This is a genomic window from Synechococcus sp. MU1611 (assembly GCF_020514255.1).
In the GTDB taxonomy this organism is placed as follows: Bacteria; Cyanobacteriota; Cyanobacteriia; order PCC-6307; family Cyanobiaceae; genus Parasynechococcus.
Genome location: NZ_VTLC01000007.1, coordinates 38,634 through 60,111, shown reverse-complemented (window position 1 = coordinate 60,111; position 21,478 = coordinate 38,634). Strand labels below are relative to the sequence as shown.

General features: G+C 61.6%; 18 protein-coding genes. 7 read left to right on the top strand and 11 right to left on the bottom strand.

What is annotated here, in order from left to right; genetic code table 11:
- Positions 1–59 precede the first annotated feature (59 nt).
- From FZZ92_RS12285 to FZZ92_RS12265, 5 genes are read left to right on the top strand one after another with little or no spacing between them, the layout of a single operon-like run.
- The gene (locus FZZ92_RS12285) at positions 60–4,502 is read left to right on the top strand and encodes a translocation/assembly module TamB domain-containing protein (RefSeq protein ID WP_226423323.1); all 4,443 of its coding nucleotides are present in this window, start codon (positions 60–62) and stop codon (positions 4,500–4,502) included.
- 3 nt (positions 4,503–4,505) lie between these two features.
- A complete protein-coding gene (locus FZZ92_RS12280; protein WP_226398453.1) occupies positions 4,506–5,414 on the top strand; it encodes an ROK family protein in 909 nt (302 codons plus the stop codon).
- Positions 5,415–5,422: 8 nt separating this feature from the next.
- Positions 5,423–6,730 carry a glutamate-5-semialdehyde dehydrogenase gene (locus FZZ92_RS12275; protein WP_226398454.1) on the top strand — a complete coding sequence of 436 codons (1,308 nt, stop codon included), beginning with the start codon at positions 5,423–5,425 and terminating at the stop codon, positions 6,728–6,730.
- On the top strand, positions 6,730–7,101 hold the full coding sequence (locus FZZ92_RS12270) for a dihydroneopterin aldolase (RefSeq protein WP_226423322.1): 372 nt from the start codon (positions 6,730–6,732) through the stop codon (positions 7,099–7,101). The genes FZZ92_RS12275 and FZZ92_RS12270 overlap by 1 nt, the downstream gene beginning before the upstream one ends.
- Positions 7,083–7,685 carry an alpha/beta fold hydrolase gene (locus FZZ92_RS12265; protein ID WP_226423321.1) on the top strand — a complete coding sequence of 201 codons (603 nt, stop codon included), beginning with the start codon at positions 7,083–7,085 and terminating at the stop codon, positions 7,683–7,685. The genes FZZ92_RS12270 and FZZ92_RS12265 overlap by 19 nt, the downstream gene beginning before the upstream one ends.
- Positions 7,686–7,687: 2 nt before the next feature.
- On the opposite strand, the gene FZZ92_RS12260 is transcribed toward FZZ92_RS12265, so the two are convergent.
- From FZZ92_RS12260 to thrS, 6 genes are read right to left on the bottom strand one after another with little or no spacing between them, the layout of a single operon-like run.
- The gene (locus FZZ92_RS12260) at positions 7,688–9,793 is read right to left on the bottom strand and encodes a M3 family metallopeptidase (protein WP_226423320.1); all 2,106 of its coding nucleotides are present in this window, start codon (positions 9,791–9,793) and stop codon (positions 7,688–7,690) included.
- Between the two features lies 1 nt (position 9,794).
- On the bottom strand, positions 9,795–11,330 hold the full coding sequence (locus tag FZZ92_RS12255) for an NAD(P)H-quinone oxidoreductase subunit 4 (RefSeq protein WP_115023507.1): 1,536 nt from the start codon (positions 11,328–11,330) through the stop codon (positions 9,795–9,797).
- Positions 11,331–11,387: 57 nt separating this feature from the next.
- Positions 11,388–12,335 (bottom strand): homoserine kinase, encoded by a 948-nt coding sequence (thrB, locus tag FZZ92_RS12250; RefSeq protein WP_226423319.1) that lies wholly within the window; start codon positions 12,333–12,335, stop codon positions 11,388–11,390.
- Positions 12,336–12,349: 14 nt separating this feature from the next.
- Positions 12,350–13,384 carry a glucokinase gene (locus FZZ92_RS12245; protein ID WP_226398459.1) on the bottom strand — a complete coding sequence of 345 codons (1,035 nt, stop codon included), beginning with the start codon at positions 13,382–13,384 and terminating at the stop codon, positions 12,350–12,352.
- A gap of 35 nt (positions 13,385–13,419) precedes the next feature.
- A complete protein-coding gene (locus FZZ92_RS12240; protein ID WP_226398460.1) occupies positions 13,420–13,815 on the bottom strand; it encodes a DUF1824 family protein in 396 nt (131 codons plus the stop codon).
- Positions 13,815–15,647 carry a threonine--tRNA ligase gene (thrS, locus tag FZZ92_RS12235; RefSeq protein WP_226423318.1) on the bottom strand — a complete coding sequence of 611 codons (1,833 nt, stop codon included), beginning with the start codon at positions 15,645–15,647 and terminating at the stop codon, positions 13,815–13,817. Before thrS ends, FZZ92_RS12240 begins: the two co-directional genes overlap by 1 nt.
- A 3-nt stretch (positions 15,648–15,650) precedes the next feature.
- On the opposite strand from thrS, the gene FZZ92_RS12230 reads away from it, so the two are divergent.
- Entirely contained in the window at positions 15,651–16,007 is a 357-nt protein-coding gene (locus FZZ92_RS12230) for a DUF2605 family protein (protein WP_226423317.1), read from the top strand.
- On the opposite strand, the gene FZZ92_RS12225 is transcribed toward FZZ92_RS12230, so the two are convergent.
- The 5 genes from FZZ92_RS12225 to FZZ92_RS12205 form a co-directional block, all read right to left on the bottom strand.
- On the bottom strand, positions 15,992–16,585 hold the full coding sequence (locus FZZ92_RS12225) for a glycoside hydrolase family 104 protein (RefSeq protein WP_226408208.1): 594 nt from the start codon (positions 16,583–16,585) through the stop codon (positions 15,992–15,994). The two genes, FZZ92_RS12230 and FZZ92_RS12225, sit on opposite strands and share 16 nt — an antisense overlap.
- A gap of 312 nt (positions 16,586–16,897) precedes the next feature.
- On the bottom strand, positions 16,898–17,911 hold the full coding sequence (trpS, locus tag FZZ92_RS12220) for a tryptophan--tRNA ligase (RefSeq protein ID WP_226423316.1): 1,014 nt from the start codon (positions 17,909–17,911) through the stop codon (positions 16,898–16,900).
- Between the two features lie 3 nt (positions 17,912–17,914).
- Positions 17,915–18,514 carry a hypothetical protein gene (locus tag FZZ92_RS12215; protein WP_226423315.1) on the bottom strand — a complete coding sequence of 200 codons (600 nt, stop codon included), beginning with the start codon at positions 18,512–18,514 and terminating at the stop codon, positions 17,915–17,917.
- Positions 18,515–18,530: 16 nt separating this feature from the next.
- A complete protein-coding gene (locus tag FZZ92_RS12210; RefSeq protein WP_226398465.1) occupies positions 18,531–19,058 on the bottom strand; it encodes a hypothetical protein in 528 nt (175 codons plus the stop codon).
- Entirely contained in the window at positions 19,051–19,977 is a 927-nt protein-coding gene (locus FZZ92_RS12205) for a cation diffusion facilitator family transporter (protein ID WP_226406681.1), read from the bottom strand. The genes FZZ92_RS12210 and FZZ92_RS12205 overlap by 8 nt, the downstream gene beginning before the upstream one ends.
- 145 nt (positions 19,978–20,122) lie before the next feature.
- Here FZZ92_RS12205 and FZZ92_RS12200 point away from each other — a divergent pair, with 145 nt between their 5' ends.
- Positions 20,123–21,403 carry a YcjF family protein gene (locus tag FZZ92_RS12200; RefSeq protein WP_226423314.1) on the top strand — a complete coding sequence of 427 codons (1,281 nt, stop codon included), beginning with the start codon at positions 20,123–20,125 and terminating at the stop codon, positions 21,401–21,403.
- Positions 21,404–21,478: the final 75 nt, after the last annotated feature.

The following is a 21,478-nucleotide window of genomic DNA, read 5'->3' as shown; positions in this document are numbered from 1 at the left end:
GGTGGACTGAAAACAGTCTCCTTATATTGCGCGAGATTCCGGGATGTCCGTCGCGTCTGATGGGGAAAACGCGGCGCAGAGCCTTGCTAGCAGCGGGCAGTTTCGTTCTGATCGGTGCTGGAACAGCGGTTTTCATCGCCCTTGATCGTGTTGCGGAGCGCACCGTTGCCCGCTTCCGTCCCACCTTGGAAAGAGCTCTTTCGGCTCCTCTTGGTCATCCGCTGAAACTCGGTCCTTACAAGGGATTACGCCCTTGGGGAATGGCTATTGGCCCCAGCCAGATCCTGCCGTCAGAGGCGGATCGTTCTGAACTAAGCCTGGCGGGGTTTGAGGTCAGCCTTGCGCCCCTGGCCAGTCTTCGGCGTTTGCAGCCGGTTCTGCAGATCACCCTGCACAAGCTGCGCGGCCAGTTAGAGGTCAATGAGGCAGGTCATTACTGGACGTTTGGACCTGCGAGCGGCGAAGGCGACCTGCCGCTGCTTGGTATCCAGTACAAGTTGGCTGATCCCGCGTGGCTGCGTTTCGGCCCTCAGCGGCAGACCCTTGAACTCCGCAGCCAGGGCTCGGTTTTGCTGGGGGAGGCATTTTTCAGCACCGAATCTTCACTGCGCTGGGTCGACTCCAAAGGCTCGTTGCGCCTGGATGGTCAAGGGCACTGGGATCGCCCCAGCTTCAGGCTGCGCAGTCGGCTGGATCGGCTCAACCTGCAACCGTTCGGGACGGTCATGGCCCCCGCGGGGGATTTGGATGCCTCAGGACAACTGCAGGGCGATATCCAGATCAGCTGGACCGGTGGCGCCTTGAACTGCCGGGGTGGAGTCAGGCTGAACCGTCTCAAACTTGCGTCAGTCCAGAGCCGTCGCCTCAGCATTGGTTGCAAGGGTGATCAACTGAAGTTGGAGCCCGCAACACTGCGTTTCGGATCGTTTGAGGCTCTGGCCTCAGGCTCCGTGGCTTTGAACAAACGCTTTGATCTTCGCGCTGAAGTTCGCAGCTCAGATGTCAGCCCCGCGAGCAAGGATCGCTTGAAGCTCCGGATCCAGGGCCCCTGGGAGGAGCCCCGGTGGAGTGCCGATGGTCAGCTCCAGCTGCCCGAGACCATGGGCCTCAACACAGCTCTGACGTTGGATGGTCAGTGGCGCACCCCTTGGCTTCAACCTCAGCAACCGGCTGTTTTGGTGGACCGGCTCCGGCTCAGCGCCCCTGGACTTCGCTTCGGGCTTGCTGGAACGATCGGATCCAACCTGGATCTGCGCAGTACCGAGCTGCAGATTGATCCCCGCTTCTGGTCTGCCGTCCCGTCGCTTCAGGCAGGGTTGGGTCAAACCGCTCCGATCCTTGGAGCCGTTGACGTCAGTGGTGCTTTGCCCTCACCGGATCTGACCCTGAAGCTTGGCCAGGCGGTGAATCCTCTTCTGGAGCGCTGGTCGTTCCAGACCCGATGGTCCACGGCTGATTCGGCTCTGGTGCTGGATCGCTTCACCAGCCCGATGCTGCGGGCGGAAGCGCGCCTGCCTTTGCAACTGGAGCAGGGGCGGCTGCAAGCCGGTGAACTGCAGAGCGGCTTTGAACTCAAACCTCTGGAAATGAGCCGCTTCAGCCCCTTGGTCGGCACGCCTTTGAACGGCCGGGTGGCGGCGCGGGGGCGGCTGAACGGTGCACTGTCAGCCCTTCAGACAGATATCAGGCTGATGCTGGACCAACCCCGCTTCGGGGCCTTGCAGGTTCCCGAGCGTTGGCAAGGGCGCCTCAGTGGTGTGCTCGGCCGTGGCGCTCGTCTTGAGATGGCGGCCCAGCAGCCCTCAGTGCCCGGCTTGCTCGTGGCCGAGCTCGCCGCAGATGGTTGGCCTCAGGCCGTGCGTCTGGACCGTGGCGAGGGGCAGTTGCGCCTGGATGGTGTGGCGCCCAGAGGTGGGCAACGCCGCTACCGATGGAGTGCAGCGGACCTCAACATCGATGGTCTTCGATTCATCGTTACGCCGGTCAACCAGCCCAAAGCGGTGGCTGGCCAGCTGACGGGTGAGGGGAGCCTGGCCATGGCCCCGTTCGCGGTCAGTGGGTCTGCTGCGATCGCTGAACCCTCCTTGGCAGGAATCGCCATGGAGAGCCTCAATGTGGAGGGATCCCTGACGGACGGACGTTTTCAGGCAGATGCAACGCTTATCCCCCTGGTAGGCAGCATCCGGCTGAAGGGCCGTGGAGATCTAGGTGGGCGGATGCATAGCCAGATCGAGGCGGAAGGTCTTGATGTCACCTGGCTGACGCTCATTTCCCGTCAATTGAGAGGGAACGACACCCATCCCGGTCTGGCCTCTGGGCGTGCCGAGGATCTCGGAACTCTGTTCATCAATACTTTCGGCGGTTCCCTCGATGGGCAGTTACAAGCGTTGGCGCAATCGCGACGTGCTCTCGAGGCTTATGCCCTGGCCCATCCCAGCAAAGGACCAGAACTGGAGCGCTTGGAAGGACGGGTCAATGTTTCGGGAACGATCCAGGGTCCTGATCCAAAGCATCTGAAGGCCGATCTCATCGCCAAGGCCCATCTGTGGATTGAAGGGGACGACCAGGCCAAGGCTCTCCAGCTCGAACCCATGGTCGCCACATTGCGTGGGCCGTTGTTCGGTGGATCTGGTGACCTCTCGCTGCTGCAGGTCCCGCTACCGCTGCTGGCGTTGCTGGCACCTGTTCCGCCGCAGCTGCGCGGCAGCGTTGGCATCCGCGGCCGTTACGACCTCAGCGGAGATGCGCCCCTGCTGGTCTCCGATTTGGTGCTCGAGTCCGCAAGTCTGGCGGGCCAACCCCTGCAGTTGGAGCAGCGATCGGTCATCGTCGACCGTGATTTGATCCGCCTGGATCTCGCCCTGAGGGGGGGGGACAGTAAGGAACCCATCATCGTTTCGGGGGTCGTTCCCTTCGACCCCGATGCCGATCTGAACCTGAAGATCGAAAGCCATGGGGATGCCCTTGGCGTTTTGACGCTTCTGGCGGGCGATTCGCTGACGGTCAAGCAGGGGGGCACGGATCTGCGACTTCTGTTGCGCGGGCCCCTGAAGCAACCCCAAGCCAATGGCTTTCTTGTCGTCACCAACGGTGACCTCAGCATCGGTGAACAGGCGCTGAGCCGGATCAACGCCTCGGTTCTCTTCGATTTCGATCGGGTGTTGGTGCAACGCCTTGAGGCCGAGGTGGGCCGCGGCGGCAAGTTGAGTGGATCAGGAACGCTCGGCCTGTTTGCTCCCCGGAGCGATGCTCCACCCCTCACCTTGCAACTCAGCCAAGGTCAGATTCGTCAGCCGATCGTGCAGTTCCAGGCCGATGGTGAACTGCAGGTCTCCGGTGCTTTGTTGCAACCCATCATCTCTGGAGATCTGACCCTGTCTCGAGGCACGCTTCGGCCGCAGTCCGGATTCTTCGGACGGCTGCGGCGGCGCGGACTTCAAACCCTCGTTCCCACCGGTGTTGAGGGCCCCTCAAAGGAGGTACAGCCCGGTTCCGAATCGGTGATGCAACTCCTGGCGGAGAAGTGGGACTTCCAGGAACCTCTGGTCCTAATGGGCCCCAACCGATCCATCCAAGGTCCGGATCAGCTGCAACGGTTCATGCCGAAACTGTCGGCTATCCGCTTTGAAAATCTTCGACTGGCCCTGGGCCCTGATATCGAGGTGCTGATGCCCCCTTGGATCAGCTTCAAAGGGGAAGGCGCCGTCACGTTGAACGGCCCCTTGGATCCCTCCTTGGAGGCGCGAGGCTTGATCCGGCTCAAGTCCGGCAGGATCTGGATTCCTCCCCTTGCTCCACTGCGTTTGGATCCGCAGGCGGCGAATGCAGCGGTGTTTACTCCCTCGCTGGGTCTGGTGCCCTATGTGGATATCGCCATGCAAGCCAGGGTCTCCGACACCGTCAGCGCGGGCAGCAGCGATCAGATCACCAGTGCCAACCTATTTGCTTCCAATGGCACGGGCAGCGCTTATGCCGAGGGTGGTCAGCTCCGCTTGGTGAAGGTCATGGTCCAGGCCACCGGGCCGGCCAACCGTCTGGTTGACAAAGAAAATCTTGTTCTACGCAGCACACCACCTATGAGCGAGCAGCAGCTGTTGGGTCTGATCGGTGGTAATTCCCTGGCCTCTTTGGGCGGAAACGGTGGTGCTGCTTTGGCCACGATGCTGAGTCAGTCGCTGCTCTCACCGGTGCTGGGCACCTTGACCGATGCCATGGGGCAACGGCTCCAGGTGGCGATTTTTCCGACTTACGTCAACCCCGATGTGAAATCAGAGAAGGAGCGCACCTCCGGCCAGATTTCGCCAACACTCACAGTGGTGACGGAGTTTGGTGTGGCGTTGACCGACAAGTTCGACCTCTCCGTTCTGGCTGCACCGAACACGACAGATGTTCCTCCCCAGGCAACCCTCTCCTATCGGCTGACGCCGAACACCACCGTGTCTGGGGCTGTGGATGCCAACGGCACCTGGCAGAGCCAGTTGCAGGTGTTCTTCCGGTTCTGAGTCATGCCTGTTGCGCAGGTGATCGGTGTAGATCTCGGGGGCACGGCGATCAAGCTGGCTCGGATCTCTTCCGATGGCACGGTGCTAGCGGAGGCGCAATGGCCCACACCGCAGCCCGCCGTTCCTGGCGCCGTGACCATGGCCCTTTGTGAGGCCATCGCAAAGATCGACCCGGAGCACCAGGCCGAGGCGGTTGGCATCGGGCTTCCTGGTCCGATGGATGCGGCTGCCCGGGTGGCGCGGGTTTGCATCAACTTGCCCGGCTGGGAGGACGTGCCGCTGGCGGACTGGTTGGAGTCACGGCTCAATCGCCGGGTCACCCTCGCCAATGACGGCAACTGTGCCGTGGTGGGTGAGGCCTGGCTCGGTGCTGCCCAGGGTGTGGAGGATGTGGTGCTGCTCACCCTCGGCACCGGTGTGGGAGGGGGAGTGCTCCTGCAGGGGGAGTTGTTCACGGGCCACAACGGTGCGGCGGCGGAACCGGGGCTGATCGGGTTGCAGCCCGATGGTCCGGCCTGCAACAGCGGCAACCGTGGCTCCCTGGAGCAGTTCGCGAGCATCACGGGCCTGCGGCGGCTCTGCGATCGCGATCCTCGCCAGCTCAGTGCAGAGGCCGATGCCGGTGATCCGGCTGCCGTTGAGGTCTGGAACCGTTACGGCGAGTGTCTGGGCTGTGGCGTTGCCTCTTTGGTTTACGTGTTTACCCCTCAGTTGGTGTTGCTGGGTGGTGGGCTGGCGGGTGCAGCGCATCACTTTCTCCCGTCAGTACGCCGCGAGGTGGAGTCGCGGGTTCAGGCCGTGTCGCGGGAGGGGTTGCGCATCGAAGCCGCCTGCCTTGGTAATGGCGCCGGACGCCTTGGGGCTGCGCGGCTCGCCCTGCAGCGGCTGAACGGGATGATGGCTCCAGATTGATTGCGTTGATGTCCAGCGTTCCAGAGCCTTCCGCCGCGCTGTTGCAGCGTGCAGCGGCTGTCCGTCGTGCTGCTGTTGATCTGGGGCAGACTGATGACGGCCAACGGGCGCTGGCGCTCCAGGCGATGGCGGATGCCCTGACCGAGCGTGCCGGCAGCATCCTGGCTGCCAATCGTCAAGACCTTGAACGGTCTGCAACCGAGGGACTGGCACCGGCCCTGATGGCCAGGCTGAAGCTGGATGAAACCAAGTTGGCTGCAGCGATTGATGGCGTCCGCAAGGTGGCCAGCCTGAGCGATCCACTGGGCTGTCGCCAGTTGCATAGGGAGCTGGATCACGGATTGGTCCTGGAACGGGTTTCCGTCCCGCTTGGGGTGGTGGGTGTGATCTTTGAAGCCAGGCCTGATGCGGTCATGCAGATCGCGTCCCTGGCGATCCGTTCGGGAAATGGTGCCCTGTTGAAGGGGGGCAGTGAGGCGCGCTGCACCAACGAGGCCGTGATGGAAGCCTTGCAGGCAGGTCTGGCGGCAAGTCCGGTGTCTGCCGATGCCCTCGCGCTGCTCACCACACGTCAGGAGAGCCTGGCGTTGTTGCGTCTGGATGGCCTCGTGGATCTGATCATCCCCAGGGGCAGCAACGAACTGGTTCGCTTCATCCAGGACAACACCCGCATCCCGGTGCTCGGCCATGCCGATGGGGTCTGCCATCTCTTCGTGGATGCTGCGGCCGACGTTGATAAAGCCGTTCGGGTGGCGGTGGACAGCAAGAGCCAGTACCCCGCAGCCTGCAATGCCATCGAAACGTTGCTGGTGCATCGGGCCATTGCCAAGCCTTTTCTTGCTGCAGCACTGCCGGCATTCGCGGCTGCCGGGGTTCAGCTGCGGGGCGATGCGGAGAGCATGGACCTTGGTGTGGCTGAAGCGGCCACGGAGGAGGACTGGAGCACCGAGTATCTGGATCTGATCCTGGCAGTGAAGCTGGTGGATGATCTGGAGGCAGCTACCGACCACATCCGCTCTTACGGGTCGCGTCACACCGAAGTGATCCTCACCGAGGATTCCAAGGCTGCTGATCGCTTCCTTGCGGCGGTGGATAGCGCCGGGGTTTATCACAACTGCTCGAGCCGGTTTGCCGATGGTTTCCGCTACGGATTCGGCGCTGAGGTGGGAATTAGCACCCAGACCCTGCCGCCCCGGGGACCGGTCGGTTTGGAGGGGCTGGTGACGTACCGCTACCGGTTACGCGGCGAGGGCCACATCGCTGCCGACTACGCCAACGGCAGCTGTGCCTTCACCCACATCGACCGGCCCCTCTGATGGATTGCATCGGGGTGCGGGAGCTCCGCTTGTGGGCCCATGTCGGGGTGTTGGAGCACGAACGCCGGGATGGCCAGTGGTTCAGCCTTGATTTCAGTGTTCAGCTCGATCTGACTGCCGCCGCCGGAGCCGACGACCTGAGCCGGAGCCTTGACTACAGCGTGGCGATTCAGGCCCTGCAAGCTCTGTCCCAGCAGGTTCGTTGCTTCACGATCGAGCACTTCAGCGAGCAGGTTCTGGATCGTCTGGAAACGCTGTACGGGCCCATCCCGGTCTGGCTGCGACTGACCAAATGTGCTGCACCGGTTCCAGGGTTCAACGGTCGGGTGTTCGTGGAACGCTCGCGTCACGGGTGGACGTCGGCGCTGTGACCACTCCCCTCGTTCTGGTGCATGGTCTCTGGGACACGCCCCGCCTCTTTCACCGCCTGATTCAGGAACTTGACCAGCCGGATCGCCCGTTGCTTGCGCCGCACCTTCCCCATGGTCTGGGGTGGGTCCCCTTACGTCAGTTGGCGTCTCGCTTGGATCAGCACATTCAGGAGCGCTTCGGTTCAGACACCGAAGTTGATCTTCTGGGGTTCTCGATGGGGGGAGTGATCGGGAGGATCTGGTTGCAGGAGCTGGGGGGGGTGCAGCGCACCAGGCGCTTCTTCAGCGTGGGCAGTCCACAGCAGGGCACCCTTGCCGCCCAGCTGATGCCCCGCCCGCTACTGGCCGGCGCTGCAGACATGAAAGTGGGCAGTCGCCTGTTACGGCAACTGAATGGACAGCCCAAGGCCCTGGCTGCTATCGAGTGCTGCAGCTTCTTTTGCCGCTGGGATCTGATGGTGTGTCCAGGCTGGAGGGCCGTTCTGCCGATGGGTCGTCGCGAGGGCCTCCCCGTTTGGACCCATCAGCAGTTGATTAGCCATCCCGCCGCCCTTCGACGGCTTTGCAGCACGTTGCGCGACTGAGTTCAGGCCGCGGCAACCAGGCCGGAATGGCGAATCAGCGCCTCGGTGCTTGCAGGGCGGCCGCGGAATGCTTCGAAGACTTCCGAAGGGGAGCGGCTACCACCCAGGCTGAGCACGGTGTCGCGGAAGCGAGCTCCGGTTTCACGAACCCGATCCTCATGATCCAGACCCACCTCCTCAAATGCTGAGAAGGCATCCGCACTCAGCACTTCAGCCCATTTGTAGGAGTAGTACCCGGCTGAATAACCGCCCGCAAAGATATGGCCGAAGGAACAGAGGAATTGATCCTCCGGGATCGGAGCCATCACTGTGGTGGTCGCGGCGATCTCACGGCGCAGCGCGTCGGGCGTAATGCCGAGCTCCGGAGTCCACTTGCTGTGGAGGCGAAGGTCACTGAGGGCGAAGTGAACTTGCCGCAGGGTGGCCAGTCCCGCATTGAAGGTGCGACTGCTGCGTAGCTTGTTGAATTCAGCCTCAGGCAGAGGTTCACCGGTCTTCCAGTGGCGCGCCATGCCCATCAATGTGGCGTGATCGAGGCACCAGTTCTCCATGAACTGGCTGGGGAGTTCAACGGCATCCCATTCCACGTTGCTGATGCCGGCGGCTTCCGGTTCTTCAACGGTGGTGAGCATGTGCTGGAGCCCATGGCCGAATTCATGGAAGAGGGTCTCCACCTCCTCGAAGCTCATCAGGCTGGGGGTGTCTCCGACAGGTGGAGTCTGGTTACAGATCAGATAGGCCACCGGCAGCACCACCGATCCATCCGGTTGCTTCTTCAGGCCGAGGCATTCATCCATCCAGGCCCCACCGCGTTTGCTCGCCGGCCGGCTGTAGGGGTCCAGGTAGAAGCCAGCGATCGGTATGCCATCCGAGCGTTTCACCCGGAAGAAGCGAACATCGTCGTTCCAGATCGGTGCCTCGCCATCGGCGGCGACAATCTCCACGTCAAACAGCCGTGAGCACAGGCTGAACAGACCGTCTAAAACCTTCGGCAGTGGGAACCAGGGGCGCAGAGCTTCTTGATCTAAGTCGAAACGGGATTGGCGCAGTCGCTCTGACCAGTACGCGACATCCCAGGGGGCCAAGTCATCGGCTTCCGGGGCTTGGTGTTCCCGGGCGATGGCTTGGAGATCCCGCAGTTCCTGCTCAGCTGCTGGATAGGCCGCAGCGCGGAGTTCTTCCAGCAGTGCTTCGACCGCCGGCACGTCATCGGCCATTTTGGCGCTGAGGCTGAGATCAGCCCAGTGGGCATACCCCAGGCGAGCGGCTTGTTCTCTCCTCAGGGTCAGGATTTCTTCAATCAACGCACGGTTATCGAGTTCTCCCTCGCTTGCTCGACCCACGTGAGCGCGATAGGCCTGTTCTCGCAGGGCACGGTTTTTGGCATGGGTCAGGAACGGCAGGTAGCGGGGCATGTCCAGCCCAAGCAGCCAGGGGCCGGATTCAGCGGAAGCCTCAGCGTCCCCTGCCTCACGCGCTGCTGCGGCCAGCGCTTCCAAAGCCCTTTGCGGCAGGCCTTCCACCTCGTTGGGTTGGGTGAGCTTCAGGGTCCACTGCTGCGTGGCATCGAGGACGTGGTTTCCGAACTGGGTGGAGAGTGCTGCCAGACGCTCACTGGTGCGGTTGAAGGCTGCTTTCTCATCGCCACTGAGGCCAACCCCGCGCTGCTGCATCGACAGCAACTCTGATTTCAGAATCCTCTGTTGGGTTGCGTTCAGCGGATCGGCAGGACTGCTTTGCAGTGATTCCAGGGCCCGATGAAGAATCTGGCTTTGCCCCAGGCGGTTGCTGAGACGCACAACATCGGGCTGCTGGGTGGCATGGGCATCGCGTAGCTCGGGAGAATTGCAGACGCCATTGAGGTGAGACACCACACCCCAGCTCCACCGCAGCCGTTCGCCGATGGCCTGAAGCGGCTGCATGACCGGGTCCCAGGAGAGTCGGGACGGGCCCGCTAAGGCTGATTCCAGAGATTTCTCAAGCTCAGTGAAGGCTCGATCGAGCTGTTCGAGGAGAACAGGAATGTCTTGGCTGACCAGCTCTGGCGAAATGGCCTGAAACTCGGGAAGCCCTTTGCCGCGAAGCAGGGGGGAAATAGAGGTCGTCATTTCAGCTGGCGATGAACTGCAGGGCGAGGGCATTGGTGGAGGCCTCGTAGAGATCCATTGCGACGCGAGGCCAGATTCCGATCACCAGGGTTGGTACCAGCAGGCTGAGGCCAATGATCAATTCCCTAGGCCTCATGTCATTCACGCTGGCAAGTGCAGGAATCCTTGGGCCAAAGAACACTCTCCTGCACATGGAGAGCAGATAGATCGGTGTGAGTACAAGACCGATGGCGGCCAGAAGCACGGTGATCGATCGGAACAGTGAAGTGAAGGCTTCCTGGCTGGTGATGCCAAGGAACACGGTGATTTCACTGATAAAGCCGCTCATGCCTGGCAGCGCCAGCGATGCCAGGGAGCTGGCCAGGAAGAAGGCGAAGGTGATGGGCAACGCTTTCGCCAACCCCCCCATGTTTGGAATTGAGAGAGTTTTTGTTCGCTCGTAAAACACCCCTGTCACGAAGAACATCGCGGCGGCGATCAGGCCGTGGCTGACCATCTGAAGCATCGCGCCGCTGATCCCCAGTGCATCCACGGCACCGATCCCCACAAGGACGAATCCCATGTGACTGACTGAGCTGCAAGCGATCCTGCGCTTCACGTTGTCTTGGGCAAAGGCGTTGAGGGCGCCGTAGACGATGTTCACGATCCCGAGGATCACCAGTGCAGGAGCGAGGGTGTAGTGCGCATCCGGCAGCATCTGCACGTTGAAGCGGAGCAGCGCGTATCCGCCCATTTTCAAGAGCACACCTGCCAGAAGCATCGAAACCGGCGCATTCGCCTCACCGTGGGCATCCGGGAGCCACGTGTGCAGAGGGAACATCGGCAGTTTGACGCCGAAGCCGATCAGGAAGCCCAGGTAACACAACAGACCAAAGCTGCCGCCGGGGGAGCGAGCGGCCAGTTCAGTGAGGTTGAACGTAAAGGAATCGCCCGAAAGGGCCAGCGCTAAACCACTGATCAGGATCAGCAATGAGGCAAGCGCTGTGTAGAGGATGAATTTGGTCGCGGCGTATTGGCGGTTCTGTCCGCCCCAAATAGCGATCAACAGGTAAACGGGAACCAGCTCCAATTCCCAAGCGAGGAAGAAGAGCAGGAAGTCTTGGGAGAGAAAGACCAGGCCCTGGGCAGAGGCCTGAACCAGCATCAGGGCGAAGTACAGCCTTGGTTTGCGCTCAACCGACCAGCTGGCGGCTACTGAGAGCAAGGTCACCAGGCCGCTGAGAACGACCAAAGGCGCGGAAAGACCATCCACACCAAGGGACCACTCCAGGCCGAGGGCCGGGAGCCAGCTCACACGCTCCACCAACTGGAGGCCTTCAGCGCTGGGGTCGAAGCGGGTGGCAAACACCCCCATCATCAGCAGCAGATCGACCAGAAGGACGATGAGCGTGATGATTCTGGGCGCCGGGGATGGCTTGTCCTCGCTGGCTGGCACCAGTGGCAACACCAGGGCTGCTGCCGCCGGCAGCAACACAATCAGGGATAACCAGGGGAATGGACTGCTCGAGACAGCAAGCTCTGCTAACCCAGCGTCCATTCCCTGTCTGCAATCTTTAACAAAGCTAACAGGGCTGAACCCTCGGTTTAGGTGGATCTACTCATCTTCCGCAGGTTGCCAGTGGCTGCCTGAGGTCTGCAGATTCAGCACCGGTGCACGGCTGGCGACTCCCGCCGCTTCCCACGCTTTGACCATGGCGCGGCTGACGCCTGGGCCTTTGTCTTCCGAGCAGAGCGCCAGGACGCTCGGCCCTGCACCGCTGATCGCGCAACCCCAGGCTCCAGCTTCCATTGCCGCCTGTTTGACCTGGTCACCGCCTTTGATCAGCCGCCAGCGGTAAGGCTCGTGCAGTCGATCATGCATGCCGTCGGAGATCAGGTCACCATTGCCGGTGCGGAGCCCTTGAAGCAGCAGGGTCAGGGCGCCCAAGTTCACCACCGCATCGCCAACGGGGATGGCCTTGGGCATGGCGCGGCGGGCTTCGCTGGTGCTGAGGCGAATCGATGGAATCGCAATAACGGCCTTCACACTCGGCGTCCATTCGCAACGAACCACACGCCAGCGCTGGGATGCAGCCTTGGCGGTCATGCAGAGCCCCCCCAGAAGAGAAGGCACAACGTTGTCGGGGTGCCCTTCAATATCAATGGCCAGTTCCAGCAGCTTCTCCTTGGAGAGGGGTTCACCAACGAGGGCATTGGCCCCCATTAATCCGGCCACAATCGCCGTGGCACTGCTGCCCAGTCCCCGTGCAGGTGGCACCGCAAGCCGAACCCGTGCTTCCAGCGCAACGGGTTCGAGCCCAGCCGCCTTCCATACCCGTTGCGCCGCTCTGTAAACGAGATTCTCTGGCCCACCGCGGAGGTGGCTGCCCTCCGAACCTTCAATAATCAGCTCAAACCGTTCACCACCGCCTTCGATCCGACGCATCGCGAAACGGTTGTTCAGATCGAGGGCAGCACCGAGGCAGTCAAAGCCTGGTCCGAGATTGGCGGTAGTTGCCGGTACGTCAACGACCACTTTCTGACCGATGCGCGGCTGCGACATCGCTGATCCTCTGCTCAGGCCAGTGTCCCACCTGACTCCGCCAGCATCTGTGCGCGGCAGGCGGCACTGAACAGTCCGGCATCGGGATCGATCACGGCTGTGACCTGCAGCCCTTCAATCAGCTCGCGGAAGCGTCCCTTATCGCGCATCGCCTTGAGAAAGCTTGCGGATCGCAGTCCTTTTAATTGTTTTGATGCGGTGCCACCACCGACCCAGAGGCCTCCTGTGCAGAGTTCTTGCAGGGCAAGGTCGCCTGCCGCTGATCCATAGGCCTCGAGCCATAACTGCAAAGCGCGCTGCATCAAAGGGTCTCCCTCTTCAGCCGCGAGGCTCACCTGAGCCGGAAGATCGTTGGGGCTGTTGCGTCGCCAGGCTTCGGCAACGCTGCGCAGGGGGTGCATTCCGGCATCGGGTTTTTGAAGCAGCCAGTGGGCCACATGCCCCAGGCCGGTGCCACTCACGATGCGCTCGATCGACAGCCTGCTGACGCCGAGATCCTGTTTGAGCCAACAGGCCAGGTTCCATTCCGCTTCATTGCGCGGGGCGAACTCGCGGTGCCCTCCCTCGCTTGCCAAGGCAACCAAGCCCTGTTCGGTCCGCAGTCCCCGTGCCATGCCAAGACCGGTGCCGGCACCAAGAATCGCCAGGGGGCCATGATCCTGTTCACCGTTTTGAAGGATCACTTGCTGGCTGTCATCGAAGTGGGGCAGTCCGTAAATCAGCACGCCGAAGTCGTTGACTAGCTCGAGACGTTCCAATCCCGCTGCATGAGCCAGGTCGGCCTCCCGGAGCCGCCAGGGCAGATTGGTAATCCGAGCCTCCCTGTGACGTACCGGACCGGCTACGGCGATGCAGGCATGAGCAGGAGCTGCAAGATCGGCTGGACGATCGTTGAGGAAGCTGCCGAGCATCGGCTCGAGAGAAGACCATTCCCCGGAGCGAAAGCGCTGCTGATGCAGCAGGCGAAGCTGACTCCCGTCACTCTCGTAAAGAGCAAGCAGGGTCTTGGTGCCTCCCATGTCCCCTGCAAGGAGTGTGGGGGTGGCCATACAAAGCCGCGGTATCTCCTACCAGCGTGGGAAGGTCAGGAGAAGAAGTCCAGTGGAAGTGGTCCCCAGGTGGTGCTTTGCGTGGTTTCGTCCTCGCCGTGCCCAGTGATCAGAATTCCTTCGCCGAGGCCGTGCTCGATCCGAATCCGGATTGTCCCCCCCCTTTGGTTGGCTTTCAGAAAAACAGGACCCGGTCCCTCCGGGCTGTCGACAAGCTCCATGGACTCCCACTGTTGGCTTTGCTCCAGATTGCGCAGCGCTGAGAGGGCCTGATCCATGGAGGGGGCCATGACGCCAATGGTGAACCAATGGGCAGTGGCCATCGCCTGGTTGAGCTCTTGGCGGAGCTGATCTCTGGTCTGAGGAAGCAGCTCTGGTGCTCCACGCAAACGCGCGAGATCGGCCAGGTTGTTCACAGGGGACTCTGTCATCAGTTCAGCTCCAGGCCTGCAGCGCGTTGGTTGTTGGCCGTCTGGGCCGCTCTGAGCAGGTCGGCCACTGCTGTGACCCCGAGATCACCATCCCGGCGACTGCGCAGGCTCACAGCGCTCTGCTCCGCTTCTTTCGCACCGATGACGGCCAGAACAGGGATCTTCATCTGTTCGCCGGTGCGGATCAACTTCCCGAGGCGATCGCCGCTGCGGTCGACTGTGGCGCGTACCCCGGCCTTGGTGAGCTGGTCCAGCAGCTGATCGGCGTAGGGCTGCACTTCGTCGGTGACCGGCAGCAGTCGCACCTGTTCAGGGGCCAGCCAGAACGGGTAATCGCCGGCATAGTTTTCGGTCATGATCCCGAAGAAGCGCTCCAGCGAGCCGAAGATGGCGCGGTGGATCATGATCGGACGCTGCTTGCTTCCATCGGCGGCGATGTAGTCGAGCTTGAAGCGTTCCGGCAGGTTGAAATCCAGCTGGATGGTCGAGCACTGCCACATCCGGCCGATGGCGTCTTCGATTTTGAGATCGATCTTCGGGCCGTAGAAGGCGCCGCCCCCTTCGTCGATCTTGTACGCCCAGCCCTTGCGCTCCAGGGCCTCGATCAGTCCTTTGGTGGCGAGGTCCCAGACGTCGTCATCTCCGATCGACTTCTCCGGTCGGGTGGAGAGGTTGATCTCGTAGTTGCTGAAATCGAAGGTGGAGAGGATGCGCTCGGTGAGATCGAGGATTTTCAGAATCTCGTCGCTGATCTGCTCCGGCAGGCAGAACACGTGAGCATCGTCTTGGGTGAAGCCGCGCACGCGCATCAGGCCGTGCATCACGCCCGGTCGCTCGTAGCGATACACAGTCCCGAGTTCGGCCCAGCGAATCGGCAGTTCCCGATAGCTGCGCAGCTTGCTGGCGTAGGTGAGCACGTGGAACGGGCAGTTCATCGGTTTGAGCTGGTATTCCCGTTCGTCCACCTCCATCGGACCGAACATACTTTCGGCGTAGAAGTCGAGGTGGCCTGATGTCTTCCAGAGGCTGATGTCGGCCACGTGGGGTGTGTAGAGGAGCTCGTATCCGCCCTCGAAGTGGGCTTGACGCCAGAACTCCTCGATCAGCAGGCGCATGCGGGCGCCGCGGGGGTGCCAGAACACCAGGCCTGCACCGGCTTCATCCTCGATGGAGAACAGGTCGAGGTCTTTGCCGATGCGTCGGTGATCCCGGCGCAGGGCTTCGTCCTTGCGACGTTTGTGCTCCGCCAGTTGTTCGGGGGTTTCCCAGGCTGTGCCGTAGATGCGCTGCAGCTGCGCTTTGGTTTCATCGCCACGCCAGTAGGCGCCTGCCACGCTTTCCAGCTCAAAGGCCTTGGCGTTGAGCTGCCCCGTGTGGTCCACGTGAGGTCCTGCGCAGAGGTCCCACCAGGCCTCACCCAAGGTGTAGAGGGTGATGGGCTCCTGAAGGCCTTCGAGGATCTCCAGCTTGTAGGGCTCGTTTTGGGCCTTGATTTTTGCTTCGGCCTCGCCGCGGCTCACCTCAACCCGTTCAAGGGGCAGTTTCCTGTTGATGATCTTGATCATCCCTTTCTTGATGGCCTTTAGATCGGCCTCTGTGAAGGGATCGGGATTGTCGAAGTCGTAATAAAACCCGGTTTCGGTCCAAGGTCCGATGGTGACGCGTGCCTTGGGAAACAGCTGCTGCACAGCCATGGCCATCACGTGGCTCATCGAGTGGCGGATTTTGAGCAGTTGATCGCTTTCGCTGGTCTTGGGCAGAACCACTGGTGCTGAAGGGGCTGGGGTGGTTGCTGCAGCGCTGCTCACCGGTTCAGGTACGAGGCCCGCCATCCTATGGGCGAGACCAGAGGGCATCACGTGGGCGAGTCAACCAATCGGGACGCTGGTGCTCTGCTGGATGAACTGCTGGCTTCACTTCTCGATGACTTCGAGCACTGGTTTCAGCGCGGGGAGGAGCTTCTTCAGGCCTGCCCGGATGCGGTGATGTCGCTCAAGGAGCGTCAGGGCATGGAGCGGCGACTGCGGGACGGCAAGAAGGCGATTGCAGCCACACGTGCCCTCGTGGCTGCCTCAACACAGCCCATGGCCGTTTCCATGGAGGTCATGAACCCGTGGCACGGTTTGGTCACGGAGGTGTGGGCCCTGGCCGCGAAGCTGGGTTCCTCCCGTTCTACTCAGGCACCCAGCTGACTTCTCAGCTGGCGCAGGTTGCTGCTGTAAAAGCTTGCCAGCTCCTGATGACTCTTCACCGGTTGCCCGTAGGCGGAGTGACCGGCTTTGGTTGGGAAGGATGCCCATTCGGGTGCCAGCTTTGCCATGGCGTCCTTGGTAAGACCCTGCCGATCAATCTCATCGAGAGCACCCCTTCGCTCCGCGAGATGCAGTGCGGCCTGATCCTGGTGCCTGGGTTCGAAGCTGGACAGCCTGAGTTCCTGGGCGACACCTTTCCAGGTCTTGGGCAGGAACTGATAAGCACCCGCAGCGGCGCTGGTGTAGCGCTTCACGATCACCCGCTCTGGATGACGGGAGAGGTCCTGGAACTGACCTCCCCCGTACATGATTTGGTAGCCCTTGTCTTCACCGTCTTTCCAGGTGCCTTCGGCGTAGCGGATGGTGTTGAGCAATGCGCGTCGCTCAGGCGTCAACTCGTAGCGACCTCCCTCGTTACCTGACGACAGGGAGGCGCGACTGCTGTCGCTGTCGCCGATGTCTGTCAGGAGATCTTGGGGGCTTTGGGGGGGCTGTGATGCTCCTGCGCAAAGAACCATTCCTGCGCTCAGCGCTGCACCGACCAGAGGTCGGCTCCAACGAGAGGTTTTGTTGAACGCAGCAAAAAGATGACGCACGCAGGACAATCAGGTGGACGGTCACAGTGCTGGCCCACGACGCCTCTGCGCGAGATCGGCTCCTGAGGGGTTGACATGGTGATATCGCTGTGTCTACGCAAATGAGAGCGTCCTCAGAGTCTTCCGGGACTCATTGCTGTCGCTGCGATTGTTTCCGTCAAATCTCTTGGGGTATGGGGCGAGGCCTTGTCCCTTGTATTGATAAGAGCAGCTGATGGTTGTCTTTGGTCGTTATCAGGCTCGTCGGGCAAAGCCCAGGGCCTCTCGAACCCGCTCCAACGTGGCGTTGGCCACGGTTTCGGCTTTTTCGCGTCCCGTGCTCAGCACCTGGTCGAGCTCCGCGGGGTCGCTCATCAGCTCGCGATAGCGCACCTGGATGGGCTCCAGGGCGTTCACTGTGGCTTCGGCCAGCATCGGTTTGAACTGCCCCCATCCCATCTCGGCGCATTCGCTGGCGGCCTGCTCCCTTCCCTTGCCGCTGAGGATCGCGTAAAGCCCCAAGAGGTTGTCAGTTTCTGGTCGATCCGGGTTGTCGAATTCAAGTCCCCGCAGGGGGTCTGTTTTGGCGCGTTTGATCTTTTTGGTGATCAGCTCTGGAGGGTCCAGCAGCGTGATGCGACTTCCCTCATTCGGATCGCTCTTGCTCATCTTGCTGCGACCATCAGTCAGGCTCATGACCCGAGCGCCCTCCTTGAGGATCAGCGGTTTCGGAACCTTGAGTACGGGCGTTTCCTTGTCACCGAAACGGGCATTGATGCGCTGCTGAGCGATGTCACGCGCCAGTTCTAAGTGCTGCTTTTGGTCTTCACCGACGGGCACAAGGTCAGCGTCATAGAGAAGGATGTCGGCGGCCATCAGCACCGGGTAGTCCAGCAGACCCACGGAAACGTTGTCCCCTTGCTTCACCGCCTTTTCCTTGAACTGGATCATCCGTTCCAGCCAATTGAGCGGTGTGACGCAATTCAGGAGCCAGCAGAGTTCGCTGTGGGCTGTCACCTGGCTCTGCACAAACACCGAGCAGCGCTTGGGGTCCATGCCGCAGGCCAGGTACAGCGCAGCCGTGGAGCGGGTGTCCTCAGCCAGACGGCTGGGGTCATGGGGAACGGTGATGGCGTGGAGATCCACCACACAGACAAAGGTGTCGTGGCTCTCCTGCAGGTCAACCCAGTTGCGGATGGCACCAAGCCAATTGCCGAGATGCAGTGCTCCTGTCGGTTGCACCCCGGAAAGAACCCTTGGCCGGCTCATCAATCAGTCCTCTGTCGTTTCGGTTTTGGTCTCGTCCGTCGACACCTCTAAGGCCGATCCATCCGCAACGGGGGCCGAACTGGTGTCGTCGATTGGGGCCGCTTCAGATTCCACTACCGACTCCACCACCGGCTCCACCGCCGATTCCGCTACGGGTTCAGCCTTTGCTTCGGGTTGGGGTTTGGCAGGGCGAGCAAACGGGTTCGGACGGGAACCCCTGCTGCTGCGCTCGTCGTCGAACCGGCGACCGCGGCCACCTCCATCACGACCACCTCCATCGCGACCACCGCCATCACGACCACCGCCATCGCGGCGGCCACTTCGGGCGGGCTGATTGCGTTGTTGCTCGATCAGAGCGTCGAGTTGGCCGTCCTCCAACATCTGCCCCAGGCTGCGGACCGCGAAACCAAGGACCGCAACGGTGGAACGGAGATTGAAGGCCTCTTGTAGCGCCCTTGCCGAGCGCATTTCGTTGTCGCTCAGACGAATCCGAAAGCCTCCGCCTTCGCGGCCGCCGGCACGGTTGCCACGACTGCGCTGGCCGTCACGGCCGCCGTCTCCCTGTCCCGCCTGATGTTGGGGATCGCTGTAGGAATCACTCATGGCCCATGGCCTGGAATCAGGCGCAAGTGTGACGCATCACCGGGGTGTTTTCGGTGATCCAGAGCAGCTGGTGGCATTCAACGCTGTTCTTTCGAGCGAGCACCAGCATCGGAACAGCCGTGATCCCCCGTTCGATCCGCTCGCGGTAGCTGCTCACCAGTTGTCGGTACCGCTGGGCCGTCCATCCGTGGATGGCCGTGTCCCGGCTGCTCCAATACTCCCGGAGAGCTCTCTGGCAGTCCTCCATGCCGAAGTCATGCCAGCAGCTCTGCTGGGCCAAGAGTGGATCCATCCCCTGCTGAAGCAGGCGCCTGTAATGCACCAGTTCCGGGGCTTCATCACGCCCATCCGGGGTAAGTAGGCGATGCAGCTCCGTGAGGGGAGTTCTGGACAGCCTCAGCCAGCAGCGTTCCTGCAGCAAAACTGGCAGTTGCCAAGACCAGCCATCGGCGCGGCCGACTTCGTCGAGTACGTCGATCAGGCCCCTCTGCTGACGCTCTGTCAGCCCCGCGAGCGGCGTCACTTCGGTGTCGGCTTCAGCCATGGGCTCCGGTGTAGGTGATCCAGTCCTCCACGTAGTCCTTTGGTTCCAAATGGATGGTGCACCGCACCGGGCCGAAGGTTTCTTCCAAGCGCTCCTCCACCTGCTCAGTGATCTGGTGCGCCTTGGTGAGATCGTCGGCATCGACAACCATATGCATCTCGATGAAGATCTGCTGACCCAGCACGCCGCGGCTGGCGATGTCGTGGCAATTCATCACCCCGGCGGTGGACATCGCTTCGGCGTAGATGGCCTCGGGGGCAATCGCCATGTGGTCCACCAGCCAGGGCAAGGTGCTGCGCAGCACCTGCGAGCAGACACGGATCAGCAGCAGAGCCATCGGGATCGCCAAAGCAACGTCGAGCCAGCTCACCTGCAGCCATACCGCCCCTGCCATGCCCACTAGCACCACCACGGTGGTCCAGACGTCACTCGCCGCATGCTGGGCATCCGCCTTGAGCAGGTTGCTGTTGAGTCGCCGACCTTCCCGCAGCTCATACCCCGCAAGCAGGAGATTGAACCCCAGCACAAGGGTGAGCAGCACAAGCTCCTGGCCCGTGACACGAATGGGTGGCAGCCCCTCCAGGAGCCGCTCCCCTGAACGCATGAGGATTTCGATGGCTGTGAACAGGATGAAACCTGCGATTCCAAGGGCTCCGACCGCCTCGTATTTGCGATGTCCATAGGGATGATCGCGATCCGGCTGTGGATCGGAGAGCTTGTTCGTGACCAGTCCCGTGAGGCTGGAGAGGGCATCGGTGGCGCTGTGCATGGCATCCGCGATCACCGCCAGGGATCCACTCATGACCCCCACCAGAAGCTTCAGAAGCGACATGGTGATGTTCAGGCCCAGAGCCACCATGAGAACCCTGCGCACCCCCTTGCGGTTGTCGACCATCGGGTTGGGATGACTGTGTGTCATGGCTGAACCCGTCTTCTTCCCAAGTTATGGAGAAGTCTTCCCTCTGACCTGAAGTCCTGGTGTCAGGAGTTGGGTTGAGCTAAGAAGGGCCACTGCTACAACAGACTCTCTGTTGAAATTCCCGGCTTCATTGCCAGATCTGGTGATGCCACCAACGTCGCTGCTGCGGCCGCTGGCTGTGGCTGGAGCTGGCCTGCTTGCTGGACACTGGCTGATCAGTGATGTCATGCATGTTCCCGGCGGAGGACTGGGCCTCCTGGCTGCTGGTGGCGTGGTGATCTGGCTCGGCCGCAAGCCCAGCAAACCGCGGTTCGCAGCACCGGTGTCTCTGGATGGATGGATTGCTCGCTGCCAGGAGGTGCTGGATCAGTTCGCATGTTTTGAGCAGCAACCATCCGCGGATCTAGCCCGACGCGCTGAATTGAAGTTGGTGGTGGAGCGCAGCGGTCCTGTGCGTATGGCGATGGTCGCCCTGGGGAACCATCAGGGACCAAACGAAGAGGACCTCAGCCGATCTCTTGCAGGCTCGGTGTCTTTGAGCCTGTCGTTGTGCCATCCCTTGATCACTGAGGGCAGCCGCTGTTGGCCTCGTGGGTTGGTGGATCAGGACCTGATTCTGTTCACCCTGGGCACTCCATTGCTGGCTTCAGACCTGCTTTGGCTTCAGCAGTTGCCGGATGATCAACCCGCCTGGCTGCTTGTGACTCCCGAGGGTCAGGAATCGTCGCCTGATGCCATCTCTGCTCTCCTCGCTGATCTCCCCGATCGCTGGCGTGAGCGAATTCTGGTTCGGGATCCTTCGATGTCGCTTCGGGCTGCTTTAGGGCCTTTGCGCCGTTTGCTGAAACAGGCGGCTTCCGAGACGCGGCCGCGGCTTTTGGCTGATCTTCACCGGCGCTGGCAGCGCGACTTGGAGTCGCTCCGGCGTGAGCGCTTTCTGCAGATCCAGCAACGCACCCAATGGGTGGTTGCCGGTTCTGTGTTGGCATCCCCAGTCCCAAGCCTTGATCTTCTTGCCGTCGCGGTGGCCAACGGATTGATGATCAAGGAGATGGGAGAGATCTGGGGAACGTCGCTGCAGCCTGATGTGCTCAGGGAAGCGGCGGCGCAGCTGGCGCGTGTGGCGCTGGCCCAGGGCGTGGTGGAGTGGACCGGACAAACCTTGCTGGGTCTCGCCAAGTTGGATGGGGGGAGCTGGCTCATCGCTGGAGCGATGCAAGCCCTCAGTGCGGCCTATCTCACCCGCGTGGTGGGACGTTCCATGGCGGATTGGCTGGCGGTCAATGCGGGTGTGGATGAGCTGGATCTTGTGGCGTTGAAGCAGCAGGCCCCGTTGCTCGTGGCCCAGGCCGCTGAGCAGGAGCGGCTGAACTGGAACGGCTTCGTTCAGCAATCACGCGATTGGCTGCTTCATTCAACTTCATGAATGCTTCATGAAGTGCTTAATGAAGATTGCTTGAGACCTGATTCTGATTGTTTAAATCTTATGTAACTGAAGGTT

Excerpts from the sequence above, each read along its gene's own strand:
- thrS (WP_226423318.1), bottom strand. The coding sequence starts at position 15,647 with ATGGCGGGCCTCGTACCTGAACCGGTGAGCAGCGCTGCAGCAACCACC.
- FZZ92_RS12280 (WP_226398453.1), top strand. The coding sequence starts at position 4,506 with ATGCCTGTTGCGCAGGTGATCGGTGTAGATCTCGGGGGCACGGCGATC.
- FZZ92_RS12245 (WP_226398459.1), bottom strand. The coding sequence starts at position 13,384 with ATGGCCACCCCCACACTCCTTGCAGGGGACATGGGAGGCACCAAGACC.
- FZZ92_RS12200 (WP_226423314.1), top strand. The coding sequence starts at position 20,123 with ATGCCACCAACGTCGCTGCTGCGGCCGCTGGCTGTGGCTGGAGCTGGC.
- FZZ92_RS12215 (WP_226423315.1), bottom strand. The coding sequence starts at position 18,514 with ATGAGTGATTCCTACAGCGATCCCCAACATCAGGCGGGACAGGGAGAC.
- FZZ92_RS12255 (WP_115023507.1), bottom strand. The coding sequence starts at position 11,330 with ATGGACGCTGGGTTAGCAGAGCTTGCTGTCTCGAGCAGTCCATTCCCC.
- FZZ92_RS12270 (WP_226423322.1), top strand. The coding sequence starts at position 6,730 with ATGGATTGCATCGGGGTGCGGGAGCTCCGCTTGTGGGCCCATGTCGGG.
- thrB (WP_226423319.1), bottom strand. The coding sequence starts at position 12,335 with ATGTCGCAGCCGCGCATCGGTCAGAAAGTGGTCGTTGACGTACCGGCA.
- FZZ92_RS12230 (WP_226423317.1), top strand. The coding sequence starts at position 15,651 with ATGGGCGAGACCAGAGGGCATCACGTGGGCGAGTCAACCAATCGGGAC.
- FZZ92_RS12260 (WP_226423320.1), bottom strand. The coding sequence starts at position 9,793 with ATGACGACCTCTATTTCCCCCCTGCTTCGCGGCAAAGGGCTTCCCGAG.
- FZZ92_RS12225 (WP_226408208.1), bottom strand. The coding sequence starts at position 16,585 with ATGGTTCTTTGCGCAGGAGCATCACAGCCCCCCCAAAGCCCCCAAGAT.
- trpS (WP_226423316.1), bottom strand. The coding sequence starts at position 17,911 with ATGAGCCGGCCAAGGGTTCTTTCCGGGGTGCAACCGACAGGAGCACTG.
- FZZ92_RS12205 (WP_226406681.1), bottom strand. The coding sequence starts at position 19,977 with ATGACACACAGTCATCCCAACCCGATGGTCGACAACCGCAAGGGGGTG.
- FZZ92_RS12210 (WP_226398465.1), bottom strand. The coding sequence starts at position 19,058 with ATGGCTGAAGCCGACACCGAAGTGACGCCGCTCGCGGGGCTGACAGAG.
- FZZ92_RS12275 (WP_226398454.1), top strand. The coding sequence starts at position 5,423 with ATGTCCAGCGTTCCAGAGCCTTCCGCCGCGCTGTTGCAGCGTGCAGCG.
- FZZ92_RS12285 (WP_226423323.1), top strand. The coding sequence starts at position 60 with ATGGGGAAAACGCGGCGCAGAGCCTTGCTAGCAGCGGGCAGTTTCGTT.
- FZZ92_RS12240 (WP_226398460.1), bottom strand. The coding sequence starts at position 13,815 with ATGACAGAGTCCCCTGTGAACAACCTGGCCGATCTCGCGCGTTTGCGT.